Origin of the sequence: Mesorhizobium sp. L2C084A000, assembly GCF_000502875.1 — a bacterium.
Classification (GTDB): Bacteria; Pseudomonadota; Alphaproteobacteria; order Rhizobiales; family Rhizobiaceae; genus Mesorhizobium.
This window is the reverse complement of record NZ_AYWX01000002.1, coordinates 471416-488979: the sequence shown is the minus strand read 5'-3', so window position 1 is coordinate 488979 and position 17564 is coordinate 471416. Positions and strand designations below refer to the sequence as shown.

The window sequence follows — 17564 nt, the reverse complement described above, 5'->3', positions numbered from 1 at the left end:
CATGCACGCTCTTGATCATGGTTTCATGACGGGCGGATGAAGCCGGTTTCCACTTTTCGGAATCGTGCCCCGTTATGCGGGAACCTTGATGACAGCGCGCAGTCCGCCGAGCGGGCTGTCTTCAAGGGTGATGTCGCCGCCATGGGAACGGGCGATGTCGCGGGCGATCGACAGGCCGAGCCCGGTGCCGCTGGCATCGAGGTTGCGGGCCTCGTCGAGCCGCACGAAGGGTTTGAACACGTCTTCGCGCCGGTCAGCGGGGATGCCCGGACCATCGTCGTCGATGGTGACCAGCAGCGAGCCGCGGCCATGGGTGGCGTTGACTTCCACCGTCTTGGCATAGCGGAAGGCGTTGCCGATCACGTTGGACATCAGCCGGGCAAAGGCGTTCGGCCGCACATGCACGTCGGGGTCTCCGGCAAGCGTCGTCGACAGCTTGCGCTTGCGCAGCCTGGCCTCCTCGTCGAGTTTCTCGAAATAGGCCTCGAGATCGAACCGTCCGGCGTCTTCCGAAGCCTCGCCACGGGCAAAGGCGAGATAGCCTTCGAGCATCGACTGCATGTCGTCGATGTCCTGGTCGAGCGCGGCCTTGGTCTCGGCCTTGCCGCCGGAAAGCGCCAACTGCAGCTTGAAGCGGGTGAGGATGGTTCGCAGGTCATGGCTGACGCCGGTCAGCATGGCGGTGCGTTGCTCGATCTGGCGCTCGATGCGCTCGCGCATCTGCATGAAGGCAAAGCCGGCGCGGCGAACCTCCTCGGCGCCGCGCGGCCGGAAGTCGCGCGGCATCGGCCGGCCCTTGCCGAAACTTTCGGCGGCTTCGGCGAGCATCAGGATCGGCCGGATCTGGTTGCGCAGGAAGGGGATGGCGATCATCAGGAGCACCAGCGAGGTGCCGACCATCCAGATCAGGAAGATGTGGGTGTTGGAGGCATAGGCCTGGCTGCGGCGCACGAAGACGCGCAGCACCTTGCCCTCGAGCTGCACGCGCACCTCGACGATGTTGGAGTTGCCGACCGTGTCGATCCAGAACGGGCGGTTGATCTGGCGGGTGATCTCGGACGAGAGAACATCATCCAAAATCGAGAAAAACGGCTTTGGACCGGGCGCGGGCAGTGGGTCGGGCGGCAAGAGGTCGACCTTCAGCTGCATGCGGTCCTGGGCGATGCGGATGATGTTGGTGTAGTCGGCATCGCGCGGATAGGTCTCGATCAGGTCGATGATGGCGGCAATGTCGCGCACGGTGGCCTGCGACAGGCGCTGCGTCACGGTTGCCCAATGACGTTCCATGAAGACGAAGGCGACGACCGATTGCAGCAGGATCATCGGCGCGATGACGATGATCAGCGAGCGGGCATAGAGCCGCTTGGGCATATAGAGCGAGACGAGGCGCCAGAAGCGGTTCCAGGCGCGCGGCACCGCCTTCAGCGTCCGCGCGGCGCGTGCGCTCAAGCCGCCATTGCCCGGCTGTTCCAGTTCCGTGGTTGCCATTCGCTCATTTCGCTTGCCCGCAGCCGCTCAACAGGCCGCAGGCGGCATTCTATTCCACGCTGAGCCGATACCCAATACCGCGCACGGTCTGCAGCCAGACCGGGTTGGACGGATCGCGCTCGATCTTGCGGCGCAGCCGGTTGATCTGGACGTCGATGGTGCGCTCGCCGACCTCCGAATCGTCACCGACAAGCTCGTGGCGGGGTATCGTCTCGCCGGCCCTTGCCGCGAAGATCGCCAGGATCTCCTGTTCGCGGTCGGTCAGCTTCAGCGCCTCGCCGCCACGCTTCAATTCGCGCCGGGCGATCTGGAAGGTGTAGGGGCCGAAGACCAACTGCTCGACCTTGGGCGTGGTCGCCGGGCCACCACGGCGAAGGATGTTGTTGATGCGCAGGATCAGCTCGCGCGGATCGAACGGCTTCGGCAGGTAGTCGTCGGCGCCGGCCTCAAGCCCTGAGATGCGGCTGTCGGTCTCCGACAGGGCCGTCAGCATCAGGATCGGTACGTTCTTTTCGGCCCGCAGCGACTTGGTCAGGTCGACGCCCGTCTCACCCGGCATCATGACGTCCAGCACCAGAAGGTCGAAGTCGAGGCCGGCAAGCTTGCGCCTGGCTTCGCCGGCATTGCCGGCGACGGTGACGCGAAAGCCGTTTTCGGTCAGATACTGCTTGAGAAGATTGCGGATTCGGGTGTCGTCGTCGACCACAAGCAGGTGTGGCGCGTCGTCGTCCGGTGCGGCCGCGTGATCGACCCGTTCAGTGCTCTCCATGGCTTTTCCCTGACATTTTTGCGGACCCAACGTCGATCTGCGCCCTCAGTTCCGGATTGACCATCGCTTCGAGGAACCGTTCCACCAAGGTTCGTTCGGCTATTCCGGAATCTCCCAATGCAGCATGGATGCGGCGCGACTGTGGCCGCGCCAGCGCCAACGCCAGCGCACGGCCCTTGGCCGTCGGGTAAAGCTCGCGCTGGCGGCGGTCGCGCGGACCTTGCAACTGCACGACATGGTCGGTGTCGATCAATTGCTTGAGCACGCGGGCCAGGCTCTGCTTGGTGATCTTCAGCACGTCGAGCAGTTCGGCGACCGTCAGGCCAGGCCTGCGGTTGACGAAATGCAGCACCCGGTGATGGGCACGGCCGAAGCCGTAGTCGGCCAGGATCTGGTCCGGATCGGAGGTGAAGTCGCGATAGGCAAAGAAGAGCAGTTCGATGATGGCGAAGTCGATGCCGTCCTCGACCGACATCGCGGTCCTGATCGGTTTTCCGGCGGCTGGGCTTCGATCCGTCATTATTTCTCCGTGGGAAAGAGAGATTATGTCAGTACTATTGACGTAATTTCCCTGCAATGGTAATTTTTGACAAGCTTTTGGGCGGATTGCGAACGAAAAGGCAAGGGAAGCCGGTTTTTCCGGAATTTCCTAAGTTTGCCAGAGCGCAATTATCCGCCTACGCTCCACCATAAAAGCCGCTTTGGGCGGCCGACACGAAACACACAACGATACAACTATCCGGGCTGCCGCCCGTGGGAGGTTACCATGGCATCCGTTCCCTTCGATCAACTCGATGGCTTCATCTGGATGAACGGCGAATTCGTCCAATGGGGTGACGCCAAGATCCATGTGCTGACGCACGGGCTGCATTACGCCAGCGCCGTTTTCGAGGGAGAGCGTGCCTATGGCGGCGAGATCTTCAAGCTCAACGAACACACCGAGCGCCTGCATGAATCGGCACGCCTGCTCGGTTTCAATATCCCCTATTCGGTGGCCGAGCTCAACGACGCCTCTTCCACGCTTCTCAAGAAGCAGGGTTTCCAGGACGCCTATGTCCGGCCGATTGCCTGGCGCGGCAGTGAGCAGATGGGCGTCTCGGCGCAGAACAACCGCATCAACTGCGCCATCGCCATCTGGCAATGGCCGAGCTATTTCGATCCTGCGCAGAAGCTGAAAGGCATCCGTCTCGATGTGGCGGAATGGCGCCGGCCCGACCCGCGCACCGCGCCTTCCAAGTCGAAGGCCGCCGGCCTCTACATGATCTGCACCATGTCCAAGCACGCCGCCGAGGCCAAAGGCTATGCCGACGCCATGATGCTCGACTGGCGTGGCCAGGTCGCCGAAGCGACCGGAGCCAACATCTTCTTCGTCAAGGAGGGGAAGATTCACACACCCAAGCCCGACTGCTTCCTCGACGGCATCACCCGCCGCACGGTCATTGGGCTGGCCAAGGATCGCGCCTTGGAGGTGATTGAACGCGCCATCCTGCCGGAAGAGCTGGAAAGCTTCGAGCAGTGCTTCCTGACCGGGACGGCAGCGGAAGTGACGCCGGTTTCCGAGATCGGGCCTTACCGATTCGAGGTCGGCGAAATAGCCAAGAATCTTATGAATGACTATTCTGCGGCCGTTCAGCCCAAGCACGCGATCGCCGCAGAATAACGAAAGTCACAGCTTTTTTAGGAAGTAGGGGCGGTTTTCGGGCCGCCCCTTTTATTTCAGCGTTTCTGCATTTGACTTTCGTCCAATTCGGCGTCTCATGATGGTGTCGGCCCGGGAGGCTGACAGCTATGGAGGGACTAATCATATGGACATGAACACGCTTCTTCCGATCATCATACAGGTGATTACTGGCGTCATCGGTGGTCAGGCGGTCGGTGCGGCGCTCAAGACGGCGGCGATGGGTCAGCTTCCCAAAATCCTGGGCGGAGCCATTGGCGGCGTCGGCGGTGCGGCGATCCTCGGCAGCCTGCTGGGTGGCGGTGCGGTCGATCCGGCGGCTGCGGCAGCAGCAACGAGCGGTCTCGGCAGCGCGCTGAACCTGCAGAACATCGTCGGCGGCGCCGGCGGCGGCGCGATCCTGACCGCCATTCTCGGCGCGGTCATGGGCGCCATGAAGAAGTAGGCAGGCCGTTTCGGTCTTTTCAAATGGGCGGCTTCGGCCGCCCATTTCCGTTTTCGGAGCTACCGATGTTCGTCTTTCGAGGGTGGACGCCCTTTGTCCGCGCCTCTACATCACCCGTGAACATCGAAAGGACGATCATGGGTCAGCTCAATGCCGGCATCGTGCCGGTCACACCGTTCCAGCAGAATTGCACCATCCTGTTCGACATGGATGACAAGCATGGCGTCGTCGTCGATCCTGGCGGCGATATCGACAAGGTGCTGACGGTGCTGAAGGACAATGCGATCTCAGCCGGGGCTATCTGGATAACGCATGGCCACATCGACCATGCCGGCGGCGCAATGGAGTTGAAGGAGGCGCTCGGCGTCGAGATCATCGGTCCGCATGAGGCCGACAAGTCGCTGCTCGACAATCTGGAAAACCAGGGCAAGCGCTACGGCATCGCCGGAGCGCGTAACTGCGTGCCCGACCGGTTCCTGGCCGAAGGCGAGACCGTGTCGTTCGGCGGCCATGTGTTCGAGGTGCTGCACTGCCCCGGCCATGCACCAGGTCACGTTGTTTATTACAACCGCGCGGCCAAGTTCGCCCATGTCGGCGACGTGCTGTTCCGCGGCTCGGTCGGCCGCACCGACCTGCCGGGCGGCGACCACGCGGCGCTGATCGCTTCGATCAAGGACAAGCTCCTGCCGCTCGGCGATGACATCGGCTTCATCTGTGGCCACGGTCCCGGCGGACGTTTTGGCGAGGAGAGGCGGACCAACCCTTTTTTGACTTGAACCAGGCTCGGAACCGTAGCTGTTTTCATCAGCCTCAAGCGACCGTTGACATTGTAGGGACCACAACAAAAAAGCGCTGGCCTTGCGGTCAGCGCTTTTCTGTTTTGGGGCAGGGAAGCCCTTGGTTTAGTTGGCAGTGCAGAAATGCTGTTCGCCGTCATTGCCGGTGAACGTGCCGGTACGGGAATTGAAGCTGCGGTAGCGGTCCGAGCAGTATTCGTACCAGTCACGCGTCCATGGCTCGGCATAACGATCGGCGTAGACCACTCGCGGCTCCGCATAGTAGCGGCGCACCGGGGCCGGGCGTATCACCACGTCACGATCGTAACCGTCATCGTAGTAGCGGTCAGCGCCGGGCGGCGGCCGGTCATTGGCCAATGCACCACCGATCAGCGCGCCGGCCGCGAGGCCGAGCACGCCGGCGGCAATGGCATCGCCGTTGCCATGATGGCCATGATGACGGCGCCAGTCGCGCGCATTGGCGGCGGGCAAGGCCGTGAGCGTGGTAGCGACCACGGCAGCGGCCAGGACGGCGGTTTTGAAAATTCGGTTCATGTCGATCTCCTTCGTGCCGGCCCGTGTAGTTTCGGGGATGCGGTCCGGCTTTACCGAAGACTAATATGCGACCGTGGCTGAACGGGGGCTGAACGGATTTTTACGTGTCTATTCAAAACAGACGTCAAAAATCATAGGCTCTCAAGGGAGCGATCTGCCTGGGATCGCCGGTTTGAAGCCGGCTCAGCCGACCGACAGGTTGACGGCCTTGGGACCCTTGCCGCGCTTGTCCGGCTCGGTGTCGAACGACACTTTCTGGCCATCCTCGAGACCGGGAAGACCGGACGCCTGCACGGCTGAAATATGGACGAAAACATCCTTCGCTCCATCATCGGGCGTGATGAAGCCGAAGCCCTTGGCATGGTTGAAGAATTTGACGGTGCCGGTCTGCGGCATGGGAAGCTCCTTTGTCCCATAAACTCCAGTCTCGGGCCGGCAAATGCCCGAGTGGAAATTTGTCCTTTATTTTAGCGTCATCGGCAAGGGAAAGTTTTGCGGGCGTCTAAAGCACGTTGCGGCGCGCTTTGGGTCTTTGTTTTTATGCAAGTCGTTGCCCAGAACCTGGCGGCTTGGGCGACATCACCGGCCCGCGCCTTCGATAAGGAAAAGGCGCGACGAAGATCGCCGCGCCTTTCCAAAATTCAGATCCCTCTCCAGGCCAGGTGCAGGCATGGAGCCTCCGTCGCACGTCCGAGTGACATGCGGCGCGCCGATGGCTCAGGCTGCGCGGAGGTTGACGGCCTTGGGGCCCTTGCCCATGCGGTCCGGCTCGACGTCGAAGGTGACCTTCTGGCCGTCGACGAGCGTGCGCAAGCCGGAGGCTTCGATCGCGGAGATATGGACGAACACATCCTTGGCGCCACCATCGGGCGTGATGAAACCGAAGCCTTTGGTCGCGTTGAAGAATTTAACGGTGCCGGTCTGGGCCATTGGGGAAACTCCTTCACCCGTTCAGTCTTTGGTGGTCCCGCCCGCCGCCTGGCGCAAAGGGCAGTTCCCGGTGGTTGCTTCGGCAGTCATGCATTGGCGCATGGTCAAACCCCCCGCCGAAAACGGGGCCGTCAGAGATTCACAGTATCGGGGAAAGGTCGTCCAAAACGTTCCGCTCTCCGGGTCGCAAATGCCCGAACACGGAATTTATCGCACGGAAACGTGATGGTTGCAAGATACCGCCGCGGGCCGCCACACTGGGCGCATCCCGACGCAAGGATCGACTGACTTGGGCATCGATGGGCTCGGCATAGGCTTGCTTGCCGGTCGGGTCTTCGGCCAAAGCCAGCCCACGAATGGGCCAGACATCGGCGGCGCGCTACCCCCCCCCTTGCGGGCCAGGCGCCGTCGTCGTTGCGGGGCCCAAACGGGGGGTTGCATTTGGCAAGGGAATGGCGAGGATCGATAACCGGGGACGCGATCGTGGGAGATCATCATGAAATTTCTGGCGGCAATCTTTTCGCGGCAGGGTTTTGCCATCCTGTTGCTGTCGGCAATTCTTGCCGCCTGCACCGTCGTCGTCGATGAGGGACCAGGGCCGCGCCCGCGTCCGCCACGGCCCGAACCGCAATATTGCAGCAAGCAGTACGAGCCGGTCTGTGCCCGCCGCGGCGGCGACCGCCAGACCTTCGCCAATGCCTGTCTTGCCGACCGGGCCGGCTACCGCATCGTGCGCGACGGCCCGTGCCGCGACGGCGGCGGTGGCGGTGGCGGTGGCGGTGAAGAGCAGACGTTCTGCACCCGCGAATATGCTCCGGTCTGCGGCCGCCGTCATGGCGAGATGCGCACCTTCCCCAATTCCTGCGAAGCCCGCGCCGCGGACTATCGCGTCGTTGGCGACGGGCCGTGCTGAGAACGATGCGCCTTGTTGAGGACGACAGGCGTCAAGCCGTCGGCTTCACCTGGCGACAGTAGGCGATGAACTCGGACGCGGGCATGGGTCTGGCGAAAAGCCAGCCCTGGGCGTAGTCGACGTCGCGCGCCGCGAGGTAGTCGGCTTGCGCCTGCGTTTCCACGCCCTCGGCAACGATCTTCAGCTTTAATGTCTTGGCCATGTCGATGATATGCGGGGTGACGGAACTGGTGGCGGAATTCGTGCTGATCGTATCGATGAACGATTTGTCGATCTTGAGCGCATCGAGCGGCAGCCCCTCGAGATAGGACAGGCTGGAATAGCCGGTGCCGAAGTCGTCGATTGCCACTGCGTGGCCAAGTTCGCGGGCACGAACGAGCGTCGAGCGGGCCGAGTTGATATCGACGAAACCTCGCTCTGTCGCCTCGAGCCAGATTTGCTGGGGCCGGATCCCGGTGTGCTGCAACGCGTTTTCGATGATAGGCAGGACCCGCGCGGTGCCGACATCGGTTGCGCTGAGATTGATGGCGATGTGAAGCGAGCGGTCGGCGACCAGAAGCCTGTTCAGGTCGAACACAACCATCGCGATGACCTGATCGGTGATCGCCGTGATCAGGCCGCTCTCTTCCGCCAGCGGAATGAAGAGATCGGGCCGGACCAGGGAACCGTTCGGCCGCTTCCAGCGCACCAGCGCTTCCGCCCCGATGCAATTGCCGGTCCTGAGTTCGACGATCGGCTGATAGTGGACGATGAATTCGCGCTTGCGTACGGCGATCTGCAATTCTCCCAAGGGCGAAAGCCGCCTTCGCGACAGCCACACAACCATGCCGATGATGAAGGCGGCCATGAAGGCGCCGAGCGGGAGCAGCAGAAATTGCTGCTGGCGAACGCTGCCCAGGATCTGGCTTGTCGGTTCGGTGGCGACAGCGATCCAGTCCGTCCCGCGCGCCGTGGCAAACAGGAGATCGTCATCGATGCCTTTGCTGGGGCCGGCGATGATCTTCTCGACGCGGGCGGGATCAGGGCCGTTTAGTGCTCCAAGCAGGATGCCCGTTTGCGTCGTCAAGGCGAGCTGGACACCGGGATCGACGATGACGTCGACAAAGCGTACCGGATCGACAAGGACGTTGTGATCCCTGTATCGCAGCGCCATCAGAAAATGGTCCTCGCTCATCACCGGCTGCATGCGGGCGGTGACGGCAATGCCGTCCCTGGTGGTGAAGTCAGGGGTGGATTGCGCAACGCGCGCTTCGGTCGATCCCCAGGAAGAGCATTTAAGCAGGCCGTTTTCGAAATAGCCCATTTCTTCGATCGGGCGCGTGTTGATGGTGAGTTGCCGCATGCGGGCTATATGGTCCGCCGAACAGCGGATGCCGGTGAACTGGTCGATCTGCCGCAAAGCGGCGGTGGCATCCTTGAGCGAGATGTCGGCCCTGGCGATGGCGCGGCTGGCGAACAGCTGCAGCCGCTCATGTTCCTTTTGGACGGCCTGAATCCAAGCGAGATGAAACATAGCCGCGATTGGCACGATGGCGCCCAGCATGGCCAACACCCCGCCGTCACGATGATGCGCGACCTGTCCATGCGCCTCCTGCCTTCTGGTATGAGCGGCGATCGTGGGTGGTCGCCCGCAACGTCTCGGCCACCAATCGCGGCAGCGGCCCGGTTCAGGCGGATCTTAGGGCCTCGATCTTACGTGAACTTTAATGGAGTCGTTGGGCAGCACCGCTGCTCTAAACCGGATACGCCCCGTCGGCCGGGCCGGCGTAAAGCTCGCTGCCGGTGTCGTCACAAATGCGCAGGCGATCGGGGATTTGCGGCATGGCCAGCGTGTGGAACAGCGCGGTGGCGCCCTGCAGCGCGGCGCGCAGGTTCGGCGCCTCCAGTGATACCTTGTCGAGAGTGGCTTCGTCGGCGTCGCGCGACCGGTAGAACTCGATGACGAAATTCAAGCGCGCCTCCGTGGCAGAGCATTGCGCGGGCCTGTTCAGTCAATTCGTCCCCCACAGAGGGACGACGGAGAGGACGCACGAGGCGCGCCCTCCAGTTTGTCAGCCCTTCGACTTCGGCTTCAGGTTGCTCTCCGCCTGCTTGACCGAGGAGCCGAACGGGGAGGCGGGCTTTGCCACGACCTTGTCCTTCTTCGGCTTGCGTGTCTCGCGGTTGCTTCGCTGTTGACCTTTGGACATGTCGTGCTCCTACTTCAGTGTTGGCTTGGCGGTGAGGTCTCAGATGAGCGGGTTGCTGGCAACAACGGGGTTGCCGGCAACAACCGGATCTGCCGGTTCGAGATTGTCTTCGGTGGTGACCCGCTCATAGGTCTCCTGCTCGCTGCGGATGCGGTATTGCGGCGAACCATCCTTGACCGGCAGCCTGCTCTTGATCTGGAACAGTTCGGCGGTCTTCTGGACGAGGCCGGTGCGGCTCTTCATGCGCACGGTCTGACCGATCGAAAACTGGTGCGCGGGCGTGTCGGTGCGCGGGCGCGCATTCTGCTGGAAACGGATCATGCTGCATTCTCCCTGTCGCGCTTCAGCGCTGTTTCGAGTTCGAGGTAATCGATGGCGACAAGCTGGCTGGTGGGCGGGTTTTTCGCTGCCCTTGCCGGCAGATGGATGAAAGTGGCGACGCGGCGCCAGGCAAGCCGCGACATGCCCTCGATCAGCTCTTCGTCGTGGTCGATGTCGTAGTCGCCGGCCGGCAGCTGCCCTTCCAGTCCGCCGAGCACGAAAGGTGCGGTGAAGTGCGCGATGGAGTGGGTGGTGCGGTCCGGCATTGTCTTACCTATGCAAAGCAGCGGTCCTGAAAACAAAAAAGCGGGGACGAGCCCCGCGTTCCTATTTCCGGCAGTCGCTGGAAATAAGCCGCTTTCGAGAGCTGCCAGTACATCCGTGGTCAGCGTTCATCGAATTCGGCCGGATCAGATCAATTGCAAATTGGCGGCCGACTCGCGGCCCTTGGTGTCACGCTCCAACTCGAACTGCAGCTTCTGGCCTTCGGCGAGGCCGGGGAAGCCGGCGCGCTCCAGTGCGCTGACATGGACAAAGACGTCCTTGCCGCCATCGGTCGGCTGAATGAAGCCGAAGCCCTTCTGGCCATTGTAGAACTTCACGGTTCCGGTGTTCATGTCGGTCTTTCGAAGAATGAGAATGGTCGCGCGGAGCGAATATGCCGCGCGCCCCGTATCGATGATTTGGAATGAGATTGGCGGGTCGAGAACCTCTGACGCCGCGAGATGCCAATTCTGGCCCAAAGCGATCCTGTACAAATAGGCCTTTGTTGTAATTTAATCAAGGCGTTTTAAAATAAAATTGGGTTTCATTCAAAAAATTGCGCGCTGTAACTATCAGAAAAATGATGATACAAATTCATACAATTCAAAAACTGTTTGAAGCTTAGCGGGAATAATTCTCCCGGTATTTTCATTTTTCTTGTGAATTGAAGAAGGAGACCTCGTGATGTCCGTAAAGACGCCAATAGGCACCCCCGTAACGATCACGCCGGTCGCAAAGCCGGTAATGGCAAAGCCGATGGTTGTCCTGTCGCCGCGGCTGACTGTCAGAAGTGACGAGGCGGCAAAGCGAAGGATCGCCGACACCGATGGAACGGTCCGGCGTGCCAGGCAGGTTGCCGAGACCAATCGCCTGATTTGATCTTTCCGCACCGACGAAAGGACGAGACAGCAGGCGAAGCCTTGAACCTGCGGCGCCGATGGCTTAGATCGCCACAGGCGGACAAAACACGGCAGGTTTCCCATCAACAGAGATCAAAGACGAGCGGCGGGTGCGGGAGCCAGGTCTGGCGCAGGCGGACAGCCGCCGCTGGGCCTCGACCAGTATGTGCAGCAGGCGTTGCAACTGCATCAGGCCGGGCGCCGGCAAGAGGCTGAGACGATCTACCGGCAGGTGCTGGCGCGTCAGCCCAAGCACGCCGCCGCCGCGCATTTCCTGGGACTGCTGCTGCACCAGACCGGGCGCAGCGAAGAAGGGCTGGATCTCATCGAACGGTCGGTGAGCCTGCAGCCGACGAATCCCGATTTCCTCAACAATTTCGGGACGGTGATGCGCGACCTCGGCCGCCCTGCTGCGGCCATCGATTTCTTCCGCGGGGCGGTGGATCTGCGGCCGGACCAGCTCGCGGCGCGCGACAATCTAGGCTCATCGCTGAAGCAGGTCGGCCAGTTCGAAGAGGCCGAAGAGATTTATCGCGGCACGGTTGCACGCAACCCATTTCATGTGCGCGCCCGCATCGGGCTTGCCGAAACCCTGCAGGAAGCCGGGCGGCTGGATGAGGCGCTCGCCGTCTTCCGCGAAGCGCTGACGATCCGGCCCAAGGATGCCGACCTGCTGCACGGGCTCGGCGTCGGGTTGATGGAAAAGGGCAAGCTTGACGAGGCGGCCGACCTGTTCCGGCAGGCGTTGGCGATCAATCCCGCCATGGCCACAGCCTGGCTGATGCTGACGCAGGTCAAGCGCCAGAAGGAGCGCGACAGCGAGCTTGGGGGCATGGAGGCCCAGCATGCCAAGGCGCCGCAGGACAGCCTGGCACGCATGCAGCTGTCTTTCGGACTCGGCAAGGCGAATGACGATCTCAGGGATTATGGCCGGGCCTTCGACTATTTCGCCGAAGGCAATGCGATCCGCCGCAAAGGCATCGACTACGATCAGGCCAGGACGCGGGCCGAGTTCGAGGCGATGAAGGCCACCTTCGATGCCGGCTTCTTCGAGAAGCACAGGCCCAGCTCAATCAGCGACGACACGCCGATCTTCGTCGTCGGCATGCCGCGTTCGGGCACGACGCTGGTCGAGCAGATCATTGCCAGCCATCCGCAGGTCTATGGCGCAGGCGAGCTCAGCATCTTGAAGAAGGCGGTCGGCAGGCAGTTCCCGGCGACCATGCCGGGTGGCTTCCCATGGGGCGTATCGGATACCGGCGATGCGGATTTTGCCGAGGCAGGCCAAGCCTATCTCGACATGCTGCATGCCCGCTATACGAACATGCGTCACGTCACCGACAAAATGCCAGGCAACTTCCTGCTTGTCGGCTTCATCCACATGATGATGCCGAAGGCCAGGATCATCCACTGCGCGCGCGATGCAGCGGCCACCTGCCTGTCGATCTACAAGGTGCATTTCCGCGGCGACAGCCATCGCTATGGCTACGATCTCGGCGAGCTCGCCGACTTCCACAATCTCTACACCGACATCATGAAGCATTGGCACACGGTGCTGCCGGGCGTCGTGCATGATGTACGCTACGAGGATTTTGTCGCCGACCAGGACGGACAGACGCGGGCATTGATCGCTCATCTCGGCCTGCCTTGGGACGATGCGGCACTATCGTTCCACGAAACCGACCGACCGGTTCGCACGGCTTCAGCCGCACAGGTGCGCCAGCCGATGTATCAGGGGTCGGTCGATCTGTGGAAGCGCTATGGAGACCGGCTCAAGCCGTTGCTGGACAAGCTGGATTAGTGCAACGCTATCTAGCTGATCGCGTGGCCTTAGAGATTGGCCTAAGCACCCGCGTCGTCATCCTAGGGGCTTCGCGACGGAGCTTCGCTCCTGCTTCGCCCTAGGATGACGAAGCTGAGGCTTCTTCTAATCGCTACCGGCTGCTCAAAGCTCAATGAATGGCTTGAAGCCACCGAAGATCATGCGCTTGCCGTCGAACGGCATGTCCGCCCAATCGGCCTTCAAGCGCGGGTCGGCCATCACCTTGGCCATGACGGCATCGCGGCTCTCCCGCGACTCATAGACGGCCCAGGCGAAGACGACGATCTCGTCGTCCTTGGCCTGCACGGCACGCGGGAAGGACGTGACCTCGCCATAGGGCACGTCGTCGCCGATGCATTCGACATAGGCGAGCGCGCCATGTTCCCTCCAGATAGGCCCTGCGAGGTTGGCCAGCTTCTTGTAGTCATCGAGTTTTGCCTTGGATACGGCAAGTACGAAACCATCGACATAGGACATTTTGGATCTCCTCCTGGAAGTTCACGGGGCCTCACCGGCGCTGGCCGGTGAGGGGCTCGGGCCATCGGCGGCAGATCAGGCTTTCTTCACCGGCGCGTTCATCGCCCATTCGACGCCGAACGGGTCTCGCATATTGCCCCATTGATCACCCCAGAACATGACCTGGAGCGGCACGGCGACTTCGCAGCCGGCATCGACGGCGCGCTTCCACCAGGCTTCGATATCGTCGCTGCCGAGGTGAAGCTGCATTGTGTAACCCTGCGGCTTGACGGCGGGCATTCCGTTTTCCGGATAGAAATCGGAGAGCATGAGCGTCGAGCCGTTGATGTAGAGGTGAATGTGCATGGTGCGGCCTTTTTCGTCCGCCGGATAGGCAAAGACCTGCTCCGCGCCGAAGGCCTTCTTGTAGAATTCGGCAGCCTTGAAGGCGCCATCCAACTGCAGATAGGGGGTCAATCCGCCGAGCACTTTGGCCGCGGGCTGAACGGGGGTCTGGTCAGTCATTTGTTGTTCCTCTTTGCGTTTGGCGTTGCGAGCCAAAGGACGGATGAGGCGGCGGCGATCCTACATGGCCGGGAGATTTTTTTTGGCCGACCGGCCCTGGACTGGCCAGGCAGCCGGCAGCTGAACGAGAGACGTGAAACGAACTTGCGTCGGCGGCCCCCAATCAGAGCGCAATTCTCGCTGCTCGCGGGCTAGAACAGATGGATCACGCGAACGCCGCTTCAGCCCCGAGATGACAATGATCCTCTACTATCAGACCCATTCACCCTTTGCGCGCAAAGCGCTCGTTTTCGCTCATGAGGCCGGCATTGCCGATCGGCTCGAGGTCATTCATCACGAGACCAGTCCGACCTTGCACAATGCTCGCGTCTACGCCGAAAATCCCCTCGGCAAAGTACCGGTGCTGCTGCGGCCCGACGCGTCGCCGATCTTCGACTCCGATGTCATCTGCGCCTATCTCGACACGCTGCATGACGGCCGCAAGCTGCTGCCGCAAGATGGCGAAGCGCGCTGGCAGGCGTTGCGGCTGCAGTCGGTCGCCCAGGGCCTCGCGCAGACAGGCATCGCTTTGCGCTGGGAGACGGAAAGAAGACCCGAACAGCTGCGTTATAGCGCTCTCGCCGACGGATACCGGGAAAAGATCGAGGCGAGCTACGACTGGATCGAAAGTACGCTGGACGACGAGGCACCGCTCCATGTCGGCCACATCGCCTTGGCCACCACGCTGTCCTGGATGGCGTTCCGACACCTGCCGCCTTTTCGCTCGCGGGCGCGGCTGACGCACTGGTTCGAGGCTTTCGAAAAACGCGTATCGATGCAGGCGACACCGCTTTCAGGCGATACGCATGACTGACTGGCGCCTCGCGAGGTCAGGGGCGGCGGCCGTTCTGCGCGTCGAAGACGTCCGGAAAACCGATATCCTTGCGCAGCGAGGCAGGCAGTGAAAGCAGGATGCGCTCGCTGCGGTGACGAGCGCGCGCTGCCGCATACCGGGTTGCGATGCGACCGATGGATGAAAGAACCGACATGATAATTCTCCCTGGGTTGGCGCCGGCATCATCGTGTCGGCATCCCAAGGACGGGGCTGGCTGAGGCTATCCGACAGACCGTCGAAATTTTTTTATCGTGGCGTCTGATGGTCTATTCGAATGCTGCCGTACGGACCTACGCAACCCTGAGCGTAGGGATCGCTGAAACATCAACCTCACGCTCTGCGTGCCAGGCATCGAAAGCCGCCTGCATTCGAAGCCAGATCGCGGCTCCGTCGCCGAACAGCTTGCCAAGGCGAGCGGCCACAGCCGGTGAAACCGGCTTCTTTTCGCGGATGATGTCATAGAGATGCTGCCGGGAGATCCCGAGCAGATTTGCAATTTCCACCTTGGTCTTGCCAGTTGCCGGGATAATGTCCTCAAGCAGCGCTCCTGGGTGGGAGGGACAACGCTCAATAGGACGCGTCGGCTCGTGCACGGTCATAAGTCGAACTTCTCCAGTCTGGCCGCCTCAGTGATATTGCTCGAAATCGACGCGGGCGGCATCCTTGCCGTCGAACTCGAATGTGATGCACCACGGGCCGTTGACGTGGACCGTGTAGCGGATTGGATCGAAGCCTTTCAGCGGGTGGAAATCGAAGCCGGGAAGGTTCATTTCCTCCGGCTTCTCCGAAGCTTCCAGGCGGTCAAGCCGGACAAGAATGCGCTTGTGCATCTTGGCGTCGATCTTGCCGGTCTTTCCAGTTTGAAAGAGGTCCGACAGCGCCTTGTTCTTGAAGGACTTGATCATCGGTATATGTAAACAGATTGCTTACAAAAAACAAGGTCTGTAAGCAAATAATTTACATGCCAGTCGACTCCGTTGGCCTCATCCTGCCGTTTCAACCACCGAGCGGAAGAAATCCTCCGGGTCTTCGACTTCGGTGAGCTTCCGCTTCTCGATCAGCCAGAAGCGGTTGCCGATGGCGCGGATGAAGGAGCGGTCGTGCGAGGCGAGCACGCAGCTTGCCTGATGTGCCAGCAGTTCCGCTTCCAGCGCTTCCTGGCCGTCGATGTCGAGATGGTTGGTCGGCTCGTCGAGCAGATAGAAGTTGGGATCGGCGAGCCTGAGGGCCAGCATCATCAGCCGCGCCTTCTGGCCGCCGGACAGCACGCCGATCTTTTTCTCCTGCATCTCGATGACCACGCCGGCGCCGGCCAGCAAGGACCGTGCGCGCTGCTCGCCGACATCGTAGCGGCGCGAGACCATCGCCAGCGGCGTGTCGTCGCCGCTGATGCCGGACAGCGCCTGGTCGCTGTAGCCGAGCACGGTCGACGGCGTCACCTTCACATTCCGCAACGTGTCCGGTTCGATGATGGCATTGCGGATCAAGGTGACGAAGCGCGACTTGCCGACGCCATTGCGGCCGAGCAGCACGATGCGGTCGCCCTGGCAGATATGGCGCCTGCCGGTCTGAAACAGCAGTGTGCCGTCGGGTGTTTCGACAGCCGCGTCGTCGAGCGTGATCAGCACTTTGGCGTGAGTGCCGCGATTGGCCAGTTTTATGGCACCCGCCGACTTCTCGCGATGCGCCGGGTTCGCCGCTTCCTCTAGTTTTTCGGCCCGCTGGTTGAGTTGCTTGGTCTTGACCGTCAGCAGATCGCTGCCCGAATTGATGCCGATGTTGTTGAGCTTGGCCGCCTGTCGGCGCAATTGCTGCGCCACCTTCATGTCGCGCTGGAACTTGCGCTCCGTCGAAGCATCGACGTCGTCGAGCGCCTGTCTGGCGCGGGAGTAGGGCAGAGCAAACACCGGCGACTGTTCAGGGCGCAGGAACAGCGTCCGGTTGGTGGTGGCGTCGAGGAAGGCCCGGTCGTGGCTGGCGATGACGACCGGCACTTCGCGCGGCAGCGTGTTCAGCCAAGTTTCGAGCTGGCTGATGCGGGCCAGATCGAGATGGTTGGTCGGTTCGTCGAGCAGCAGCACGTCCGGATCTGTCACCCAGACGCGGGCGATCAGCGCCAGTCTCTGCCAGCCGCCGCTCAGCGCCTGCATTGGCCGCTCGCGCATGGGCTCCGGCACATCGAGTGAATCGAGAACCACGTCGACGCGCCACAGCTCGCTTTCAGCCTGCTCGGGCGGCAAGACGTCGGCCACTACCTGATGGAAGCTGCGGGTGAGAAGGGCCGGGGCAACGGATTGCTCGACATGACCGACGCGCAGGCCGCGCGTGCGGGTGATGTCACCGGAGGTCGGCTCCATCTCGCCGGTCAGGCATTTCAGCAAGGTCGACTTGCCGCGGCCATTGGCGGCGACAATGCCGAGCCGGTCGCCGGAGCCGATGGTGAGGTCGAGATTGGCAAACAGCGGCGCACTCATGGTGACGCCGAGGGATTTGAGGCTGATCAGGGCCATTTTGATTTCTCTGGTCTTGCCGGAGGAAAAGTCCGGTTCAATGCACTTTGACGGTGCGCAGGCTGGCCATCAGGCTCGGCGTTGCAAAACCACGAAGGGCAGACCAAAAAATCGAAGCGGGAAAACCCGGACCGTCCCTGGTCAGCCCTG

25 protein-coding genes are annotated in these 17564 nt (G+C 61.8%); 6 read left to right on the top strand and 19 right to left on the bottom strand.

The window, feature by feature from the left end; translation table 11 throughout:
* Positions 1-72: 72 nt before the first annotated feature.
* From X735_RS158895 to X735_RS158905, 3 genes are read right to left on the bottom strand one after another with little or no spacing between them, the layout of a single operon-like run.
* Complete coding sequence (locus X735_RS158895) at positions 73-1488, bottom strand: ATP-binding protein (protein ID WP_023809807.1); 1416 nt, start codon at positions 1486-1488, stop codon at positions 73-75.
* 49 nt (positions 1489-1537) lie between these two features.
* Positions 1538-2257 carry a response regulator transcription factor gene (locus X735_RS158900; RefSeq protein WP_013530014.1) on the bottom strand — a complete coding sequence of 240 codons (720 nt, stop codon included), beginning with the start codon at positions 2255-2257 and terminating at the stop codon, positions 1538-1540.
* The gene (locus tag X735_RS158905; RefSeq protein WP_023809806.1) at positions 2244-2777 is read right to left on the bottom strand and encodes a MarR family transcriptional regulator; all 534 of its coding nucleotides are present in this window, start codon (positions 2775-2777) and stop codon (positions 2244-2246) included. The genes X735_RS158900 and X735_RS158905 overlap by 14 nt, the downstream gene beginning before the upstream one ends.
* 246 nt (positions 2778-3023) lie before the next feature.
* Between X735_RS158905 and X735_RS158910 the strand changes: the two genes are divergently transcribed.
* From X735_RS158910 to X735_RS158920, 3 genes are all read left to right on the top strand, one after another.
* The gene (locus tag X735_RS158910) at positions 3024-3917 is read left to right on the top strand and encodes a branched-chain amino acid aminotransferase (protein WP_023809805.1); all 894 of its coding nucleotides are present in this window, start codon (positions 3024-3026) and stop codon (positions 3915-3917) included.
* 145 nt (positions 3918-4062) lie between these two features.
* A complete protein-coding gene (locus tag X735_RS158915; protein ID WP_023809804.1) occupies positions 4063-4380 on the top strand; it encodes a hypothetical protein in 318 nt (105 codons plus the stop codon).
* A gap of 137 nt (positions 4381-4517) precedes the next feature.
* Positions 4518-5156, top strand: coding sequence for an MBL fold metallo-hydrolase (locus X735_RS158920; protein WP_023809803.1), 639 nt, complete (start codon positions 4518-4520; stop codon positions 5154-5156).
* A 126-nt stretch (positions 5157-5282) separates the two neighbouring features.
* On the opposite strand, the gene X735_RS158925 is transcribed toward X735_RS158920, so the two are convergent.
* From X735_RS158925 to X735_RS158935, 3 genes are all read right to left on the bottom strand, one after another.
* On the bottom strand, positions 5283-5711 hold the full coding sequence (locus tag X735_RS158925; protein WP_023809802.1) for a BA14K family protein: 429 nt from the start codon (positions 5709-5711) through the stop codon (positions 5283-5285).
* A 183-nt stretch (positions 5712-5894) separates the two neighbouring features.
* Positions 5895-6107 carry a cold-shock protein gene (locus tag X735_RS158930; protein WP_013530020.1) on the bottom strand — a complete coding sequence of 71 codons (213 nt, stop codon included), beginning with the start codon at positions 6105-6107 and terminating at the stop codon, positions 5895-5897.
* A gap of 321 nt (positions 6108-6428) precedes the next feature.
* Positions 6429-6641 (bottom strand): cold-shock protein, encoded by a 213-nt coding sequence (locus X735_RS158935; protein ID WP_006202520.1) that lies wholly within the window; start codon positions 6639-6641, stop codon positions 6429-6431.
* Between the two features lie 496 nt (positions 6642-7137).
* Here X735_RS158935 and X735_RS0133850 point away from each other — a divergent pair, with 496 nt between their 5' ends.
* On the top strand, positions 7138-7554 hold the full coding sequence (locus X735_RS0133850; RefSeq protein WP_031212712.1) for a Kazal-type serine protease inhibitor domain-containing protein: 417 nt from the start codon (positions 7138-7140) through the stop codon (positions 7552-7554).
* Between the two features lie 31 nt (positions 7555-7585).
* On the opposite strand, the gene X735_RS01000000165630 is transcribed toward X735_RS0133850, so the two are convergent.
* The 7 genes from X735_RS01000000165630 to X735_RS1000000168645 all read right to left on the bottom strand — a co-directional run bounded on the left by X735_RS01000000165630 (position 7586) and on the right by X735_RS1000000168645 (position 11311).
* Complete coding sequence (locus X735_RS01000000165630; protein ID WP_196815308.1) at positions 7586-9097, bottom strand: EAL domain-containing protein; 1512 nt, start codon at positions 9095-9097, stop codon at positions 7586-7588.
* Positions 9098-9287: 190 nt separating this feature from the next.
* Positions 9288-9506 (bottom strand): hypothetical protein, encoded by a 219-nt coding sequence (locus X735_RS158940; RefSeq protein ID WP_023809801.1) that lies wholly within the window; start codon positions 9504-9506, stop codon positions 9288-9290.
* A gap of 99 nt (positions 9507-9605) precedes the next feature.
* Positions 9606-9743 (bottom strand): hypothetical protein, encoded by a 138-nt coding sequence (locus tag X735_RS1000000169235; RefSeq protein WP_023809800.1) that lies wholly within the window; start codon positions 9741-9743, stop codon positions 9606-9608.
* A 39-nt stretch (positions 9744-9782) separates the two neighbouring features.
* Positions 9783-10064, bottom strand: coding sequence for a hypothetical protein (locus X735_RS158945; protein ID WP_023809799.1), 282 nt, complete (start codon positions 10062-10064; stop codon positions 9783-9785).
* On the bottom strand, positions 10061-10330 hold the full coding sequence (locus X735_RS158950; RefSeq protein WP_023809798.1) for a hypothetical protein: 270 nt from the start codon (positions 10328-10330) through the stop codon (positions 10061-10063). The genes X735_RS158945 and X735_RS158950 overlap by 4 nt, the downstream gene beginning before the upstream one ends.
* Before the next feature lie 144 nt (positions 10331-10474).
* Complete coding sequence (locus X735_RS158955; RefSeq protein WP_023809797.1) at positions 10475-10681, bottom strand: cold-shock protein; 207 nt, start codon at positions 10679-10681, stop codon at positions 10475-10477.
* Positions 10682-10900: 219 nt separating this feature from the next.
* Positions 10901-11311 carry a hypothetical protein gene (locus X735_RS1000000168645; RefSeq protein WP_155930562.1) on the bottom strand — a complete coding sequence of 137 codons (411 nt, stop codon included), beginning with the start codon at positions 11309-11311 and terminating at the stop codon, positions 10901-10903.
* 94 nt (positions 11312-11405) lie between these two features.
* On the opposite strand from X735_RS1000000168645, the gene X735_RS158960 reads away from it, so the two are divergent.
* Positions 11406-13028, top strand: a complete 1623-nt coding sequence (locus X735_RS158960) for a tetratricopeptide repeat-containing sulfotransferase family protein (RefSeq protein WP_245273128.1) — start codon at positions 11406-11408, stop codon at positions 13026-13028.
* Between the two features lie 144 nt (positions 13029-13172).
* On the opposite strand, the gene X735_RS158965 is transcribed toward X735_RS158960, so the two are convergent.
* Both X735_RS158965 and X735_RS158970 read right to left on the bottom strand, forming a co-directional pair.
* The gene (locus X735_RS158965; RefSeq protein ID WP_023809794.1) at positions 13173-13526 is read right to left on the bottom strand and encodes a DUF1428 family protein; all 354 of its coding nucleotides are present in this window, start codon (positions 13524-13526) and stop codon (positions 13173-13175) included.
* Between the two features lie 75 nt (positions 13527-13601).
* Positions 13602-14030: a glyoxalase/bleomycin resistance/extradiol dioxygenase family protein gene (locus X735_RS158970; RefSeq protein ID WP_023809793.1), complete on the bottom strand. Its 429-nt coding sequence runs from the start codon at positions 14028-14030 to the stop codon at positions 13602-13604.
* A 238-nt stretch (positions 14031-14268) separates the two neighbouring features.
* On the opposite strand from X735_RS158970, the gene X735_RS158980 reads away from it, so the two are divergent.
* Entirely contained in the window at positions 14269-14883 is a 615-nt protein-coding gene (locus tag X735_RS158980; RefSeq protein WP_023809791.1) for a glutathione S-transferase family protein, read from the top strand.
* Positions 14884-14899: 16 nt separating this feature from the next.
* Here X735_RS158980 and X735_RS1000000167235 read toward each other — a convergent pair whose 3' ends face one another.
* The 4 genes from X735_RS1000000167235 to X735_RS158995 all read right to left on the bottom strand — a co-directional run bounded on the left by X735_RS1000000167235 (position 14900) and on the right by X735_RS158995 (position 17414).
* Positions 14900-15058, bottom strand: coding sequence for a hypothetical protein (locus tag X735_RS1000000167235; protein ID WP_023809790.1), 159 nt, complete (start codon positions 15056-15058; stop codon positions 14900-14902).
* 136 nt (positions 15059-15194) lie between these two features.
* The gene (locus X735_RS158985) at positions 15195-15503 is read right to left on the bottom strand and encodes a HigA family addiction module antitoxin (RefSeq protein ID WP_023809789.1); all 309 of its coding nucleotides are present in this window, start codon (positions 15501-15503) and stop codon (positions 15195-15197) included.
* 27 nt (positions 15504-15530) lie between these two features.
* A complete protein-coding gene (locus tag X735_RS158990) occupies positions 15531-15809 on the bottom strand; it encodes a type II toxin-antitoxin system RelE/ParE family toxin (RefSeq protein ID WP_023809788.1) in 279 nt (92 codons plus the stop codon).
* A 78-nt stretch (positions 15810-15887) separates the two neighbouring features.
* Complete coding sequence (locus X735_RS158995) at positions 15888-17414, bottom strand: ABC-F family ATP-binding cassette domain-containing protein (RefSeq protein WP_023809787.1); 1527 nt, start codon at positions 17412-17414, stop codon at positions 15888-15890.
* Positions 17415-17564: the final 150 nt, after the last annotated feature.

What these genes read in the sequence shown, in the direction of transcription:
- X735_RS158905 (WP_023809806.1), bottom strand. Translation starts at nt 2,777, where the DNA reads ATGACGGATCGAAGCCCAGCCGCCGGAAAACCGATCAGGACCGCGATG.
- X735_RS158950 (WP_023809798.1), bottom strand. Translation starts at nt 10,330, where the DNA reads ATGCCGGACCGCACCACCCACTCCATCGCGCACTTCACCGCACCTTTC.
- X735_RS158990 (WP_023809788.1), bottom strand. Translation starts at nt 15,809, where the DNA reads ATGATCAAGTCCTTCAAGAACAAGGCGCTGTCGGACCTCTTTCAAACT.
- X735_RS158895 (WP_023809807.1), bottom strand. Translation starts at nt 1,488, where the DNA reads ATGGCAACCACGGAACTGGAACAGCCGGGCAATGGCGGCTTGAGCGCA.
- X735_RS0133850 (WP_031212712.1), top strand. Translation starts at nt 7,138, where the DNA reads ATGAAATTTCTGGCGGCAATCTTTTCGCGGCAGGGTTTTGCCATCCTG.
- X735_RS158970 (WP_023809793.1), bottom strand. Translation starts at nt 14,030, where the DNA reads ATGACTGACCAGACCCCCGTTCAGCCCGCGGCCAAAGTGCTCGGCGGA.
- X735_RS158955 (WP_023809797.1), bottom strand. Translation starts at nt 10,681, where the DNA reads ATGAACACCGGAACCGTGAAGTTCTACAATGGCCAGAAGGGCTTCGGC.
- X735_RS158910 (WP_023809805.1), top strand. Translation starts at nt 3,024, where the DNA reads ATGGCATCCGTTCCCTTCGATCAACTCGATGGCTTCATCTGGATGAAC.
- X735_RS158945 (WP_023809799.1), bottom strand. Translation starts at nt 10,064, where the DNA reads ATGATCCGTTTCCAGCAGAATGCGCGCCCGCGCACCGACACGCCCGCG.
- X735_RS158965 (WP_023809794.1), bottom strand. Translation starts at nt 13,526, where the DNA reads ATGTCCTATGTCGATGGTTTCGTACTTGCCGTATCCAAGGCAAAACTC.
- X735_RS158995 (WP_023809787.1), bottom strand. Translation starts at nt 17,414, where the DNA reads ATGGCCCTGATCAGCCTCAAATCCCTCGGCGTCACCATGAGTGCGCCG.
- X735_RS1000000169235 (WP_023809800.1), bottom strand. Translation starts at nt 9,743, where the DNA reads ATGTCCAAAGGTCAACAGCGAAGCAACCGCGAGACACGCAAGCCGAAG.
- X735_RS158985 (WP_023809789.1), bottom strand. Translation starts at nt 15,503, where the DNA reads ATGACCGTGCACGAGCCGACGCGTCCTATTGAGCGTTGTCCCTCCCAC.
- X735_RS158925 (WP_023809802.1), bottom strand. Translation starts at nt 5,711, where the DNA reads ATGAACCGAATTTTCAAAACCGCCGTCCTGGCCGCTGCCGTGGTCGCT.
- X735_RS158920 (WP_023809803.1), top strand. Translation starts at nt 4,518, where the DNA reads ATGGGTCAGCTCAATGCCGGCATCGTGCCGGTCACACCGTTCCAGCAG.
- X735_RS158935 (WP_006202520.1), bottom strand. Translation starts at nt 6,641, where the DNA reads ATGGCCCAGACCGGCACCGTTAAATTCTTCAACGCGACCAAAGGCTTC.
- X735_RS01000000165630 (WP_196815308.1), bottom strand. Translation starts at nt 9,097, where the DNA reads ATGCTGGGCGCCATCGTGCCAATCGCGGCTATGTTTCATCTCGCTTGG.
- X735_RS158980 (WP_023809791.1), top strand. Translation starts at nt 14,269, where the DNA reads ATGATCCTCTACTATCAGACCCATTCACCCTTTGCGCGCAAAGCGCTC.
- X735_RS158900 (WP_013530014.1), bottom strand. Translation starts at nt 2,257, where the DNA reads ATGGAGAGCACTGAACGGGTCGATCACGCGGCCGCACCGGACGACGAC.
- X735_RS158915 (WP_023809804.1), top strand. Translation starts at nt 4,063, where the DNA reads ATGGACATGAACACGCTTCTTCCGATCATCATACAGGTGATTACTGGC.
- X735_RS1000000167235 (WP_023809790.1), bottom strand. Translation starts at nt 15,058, where the DNA reads ATGTCGGTTCTTTCATCCATCGGTCGCATCGCAACCCGGTATGCGGCA.
- X735_RS1000000168645 (WP_155930562.1), bottom strand. Translation starts at nt 11,311, where the DNA reads ATGGGAAACCTGCCGTGTTTTGTCCGCCTGTGGCGATCTAAGCCATCG.
- X735_RS158930 (WP_013530020.1), bottom strand. Translation starts at nt 6,107, where the DNA reads ATGCCGCAGACCGGCACCGTCAAATTCTTCAACCATGCCAAGGGCTTC.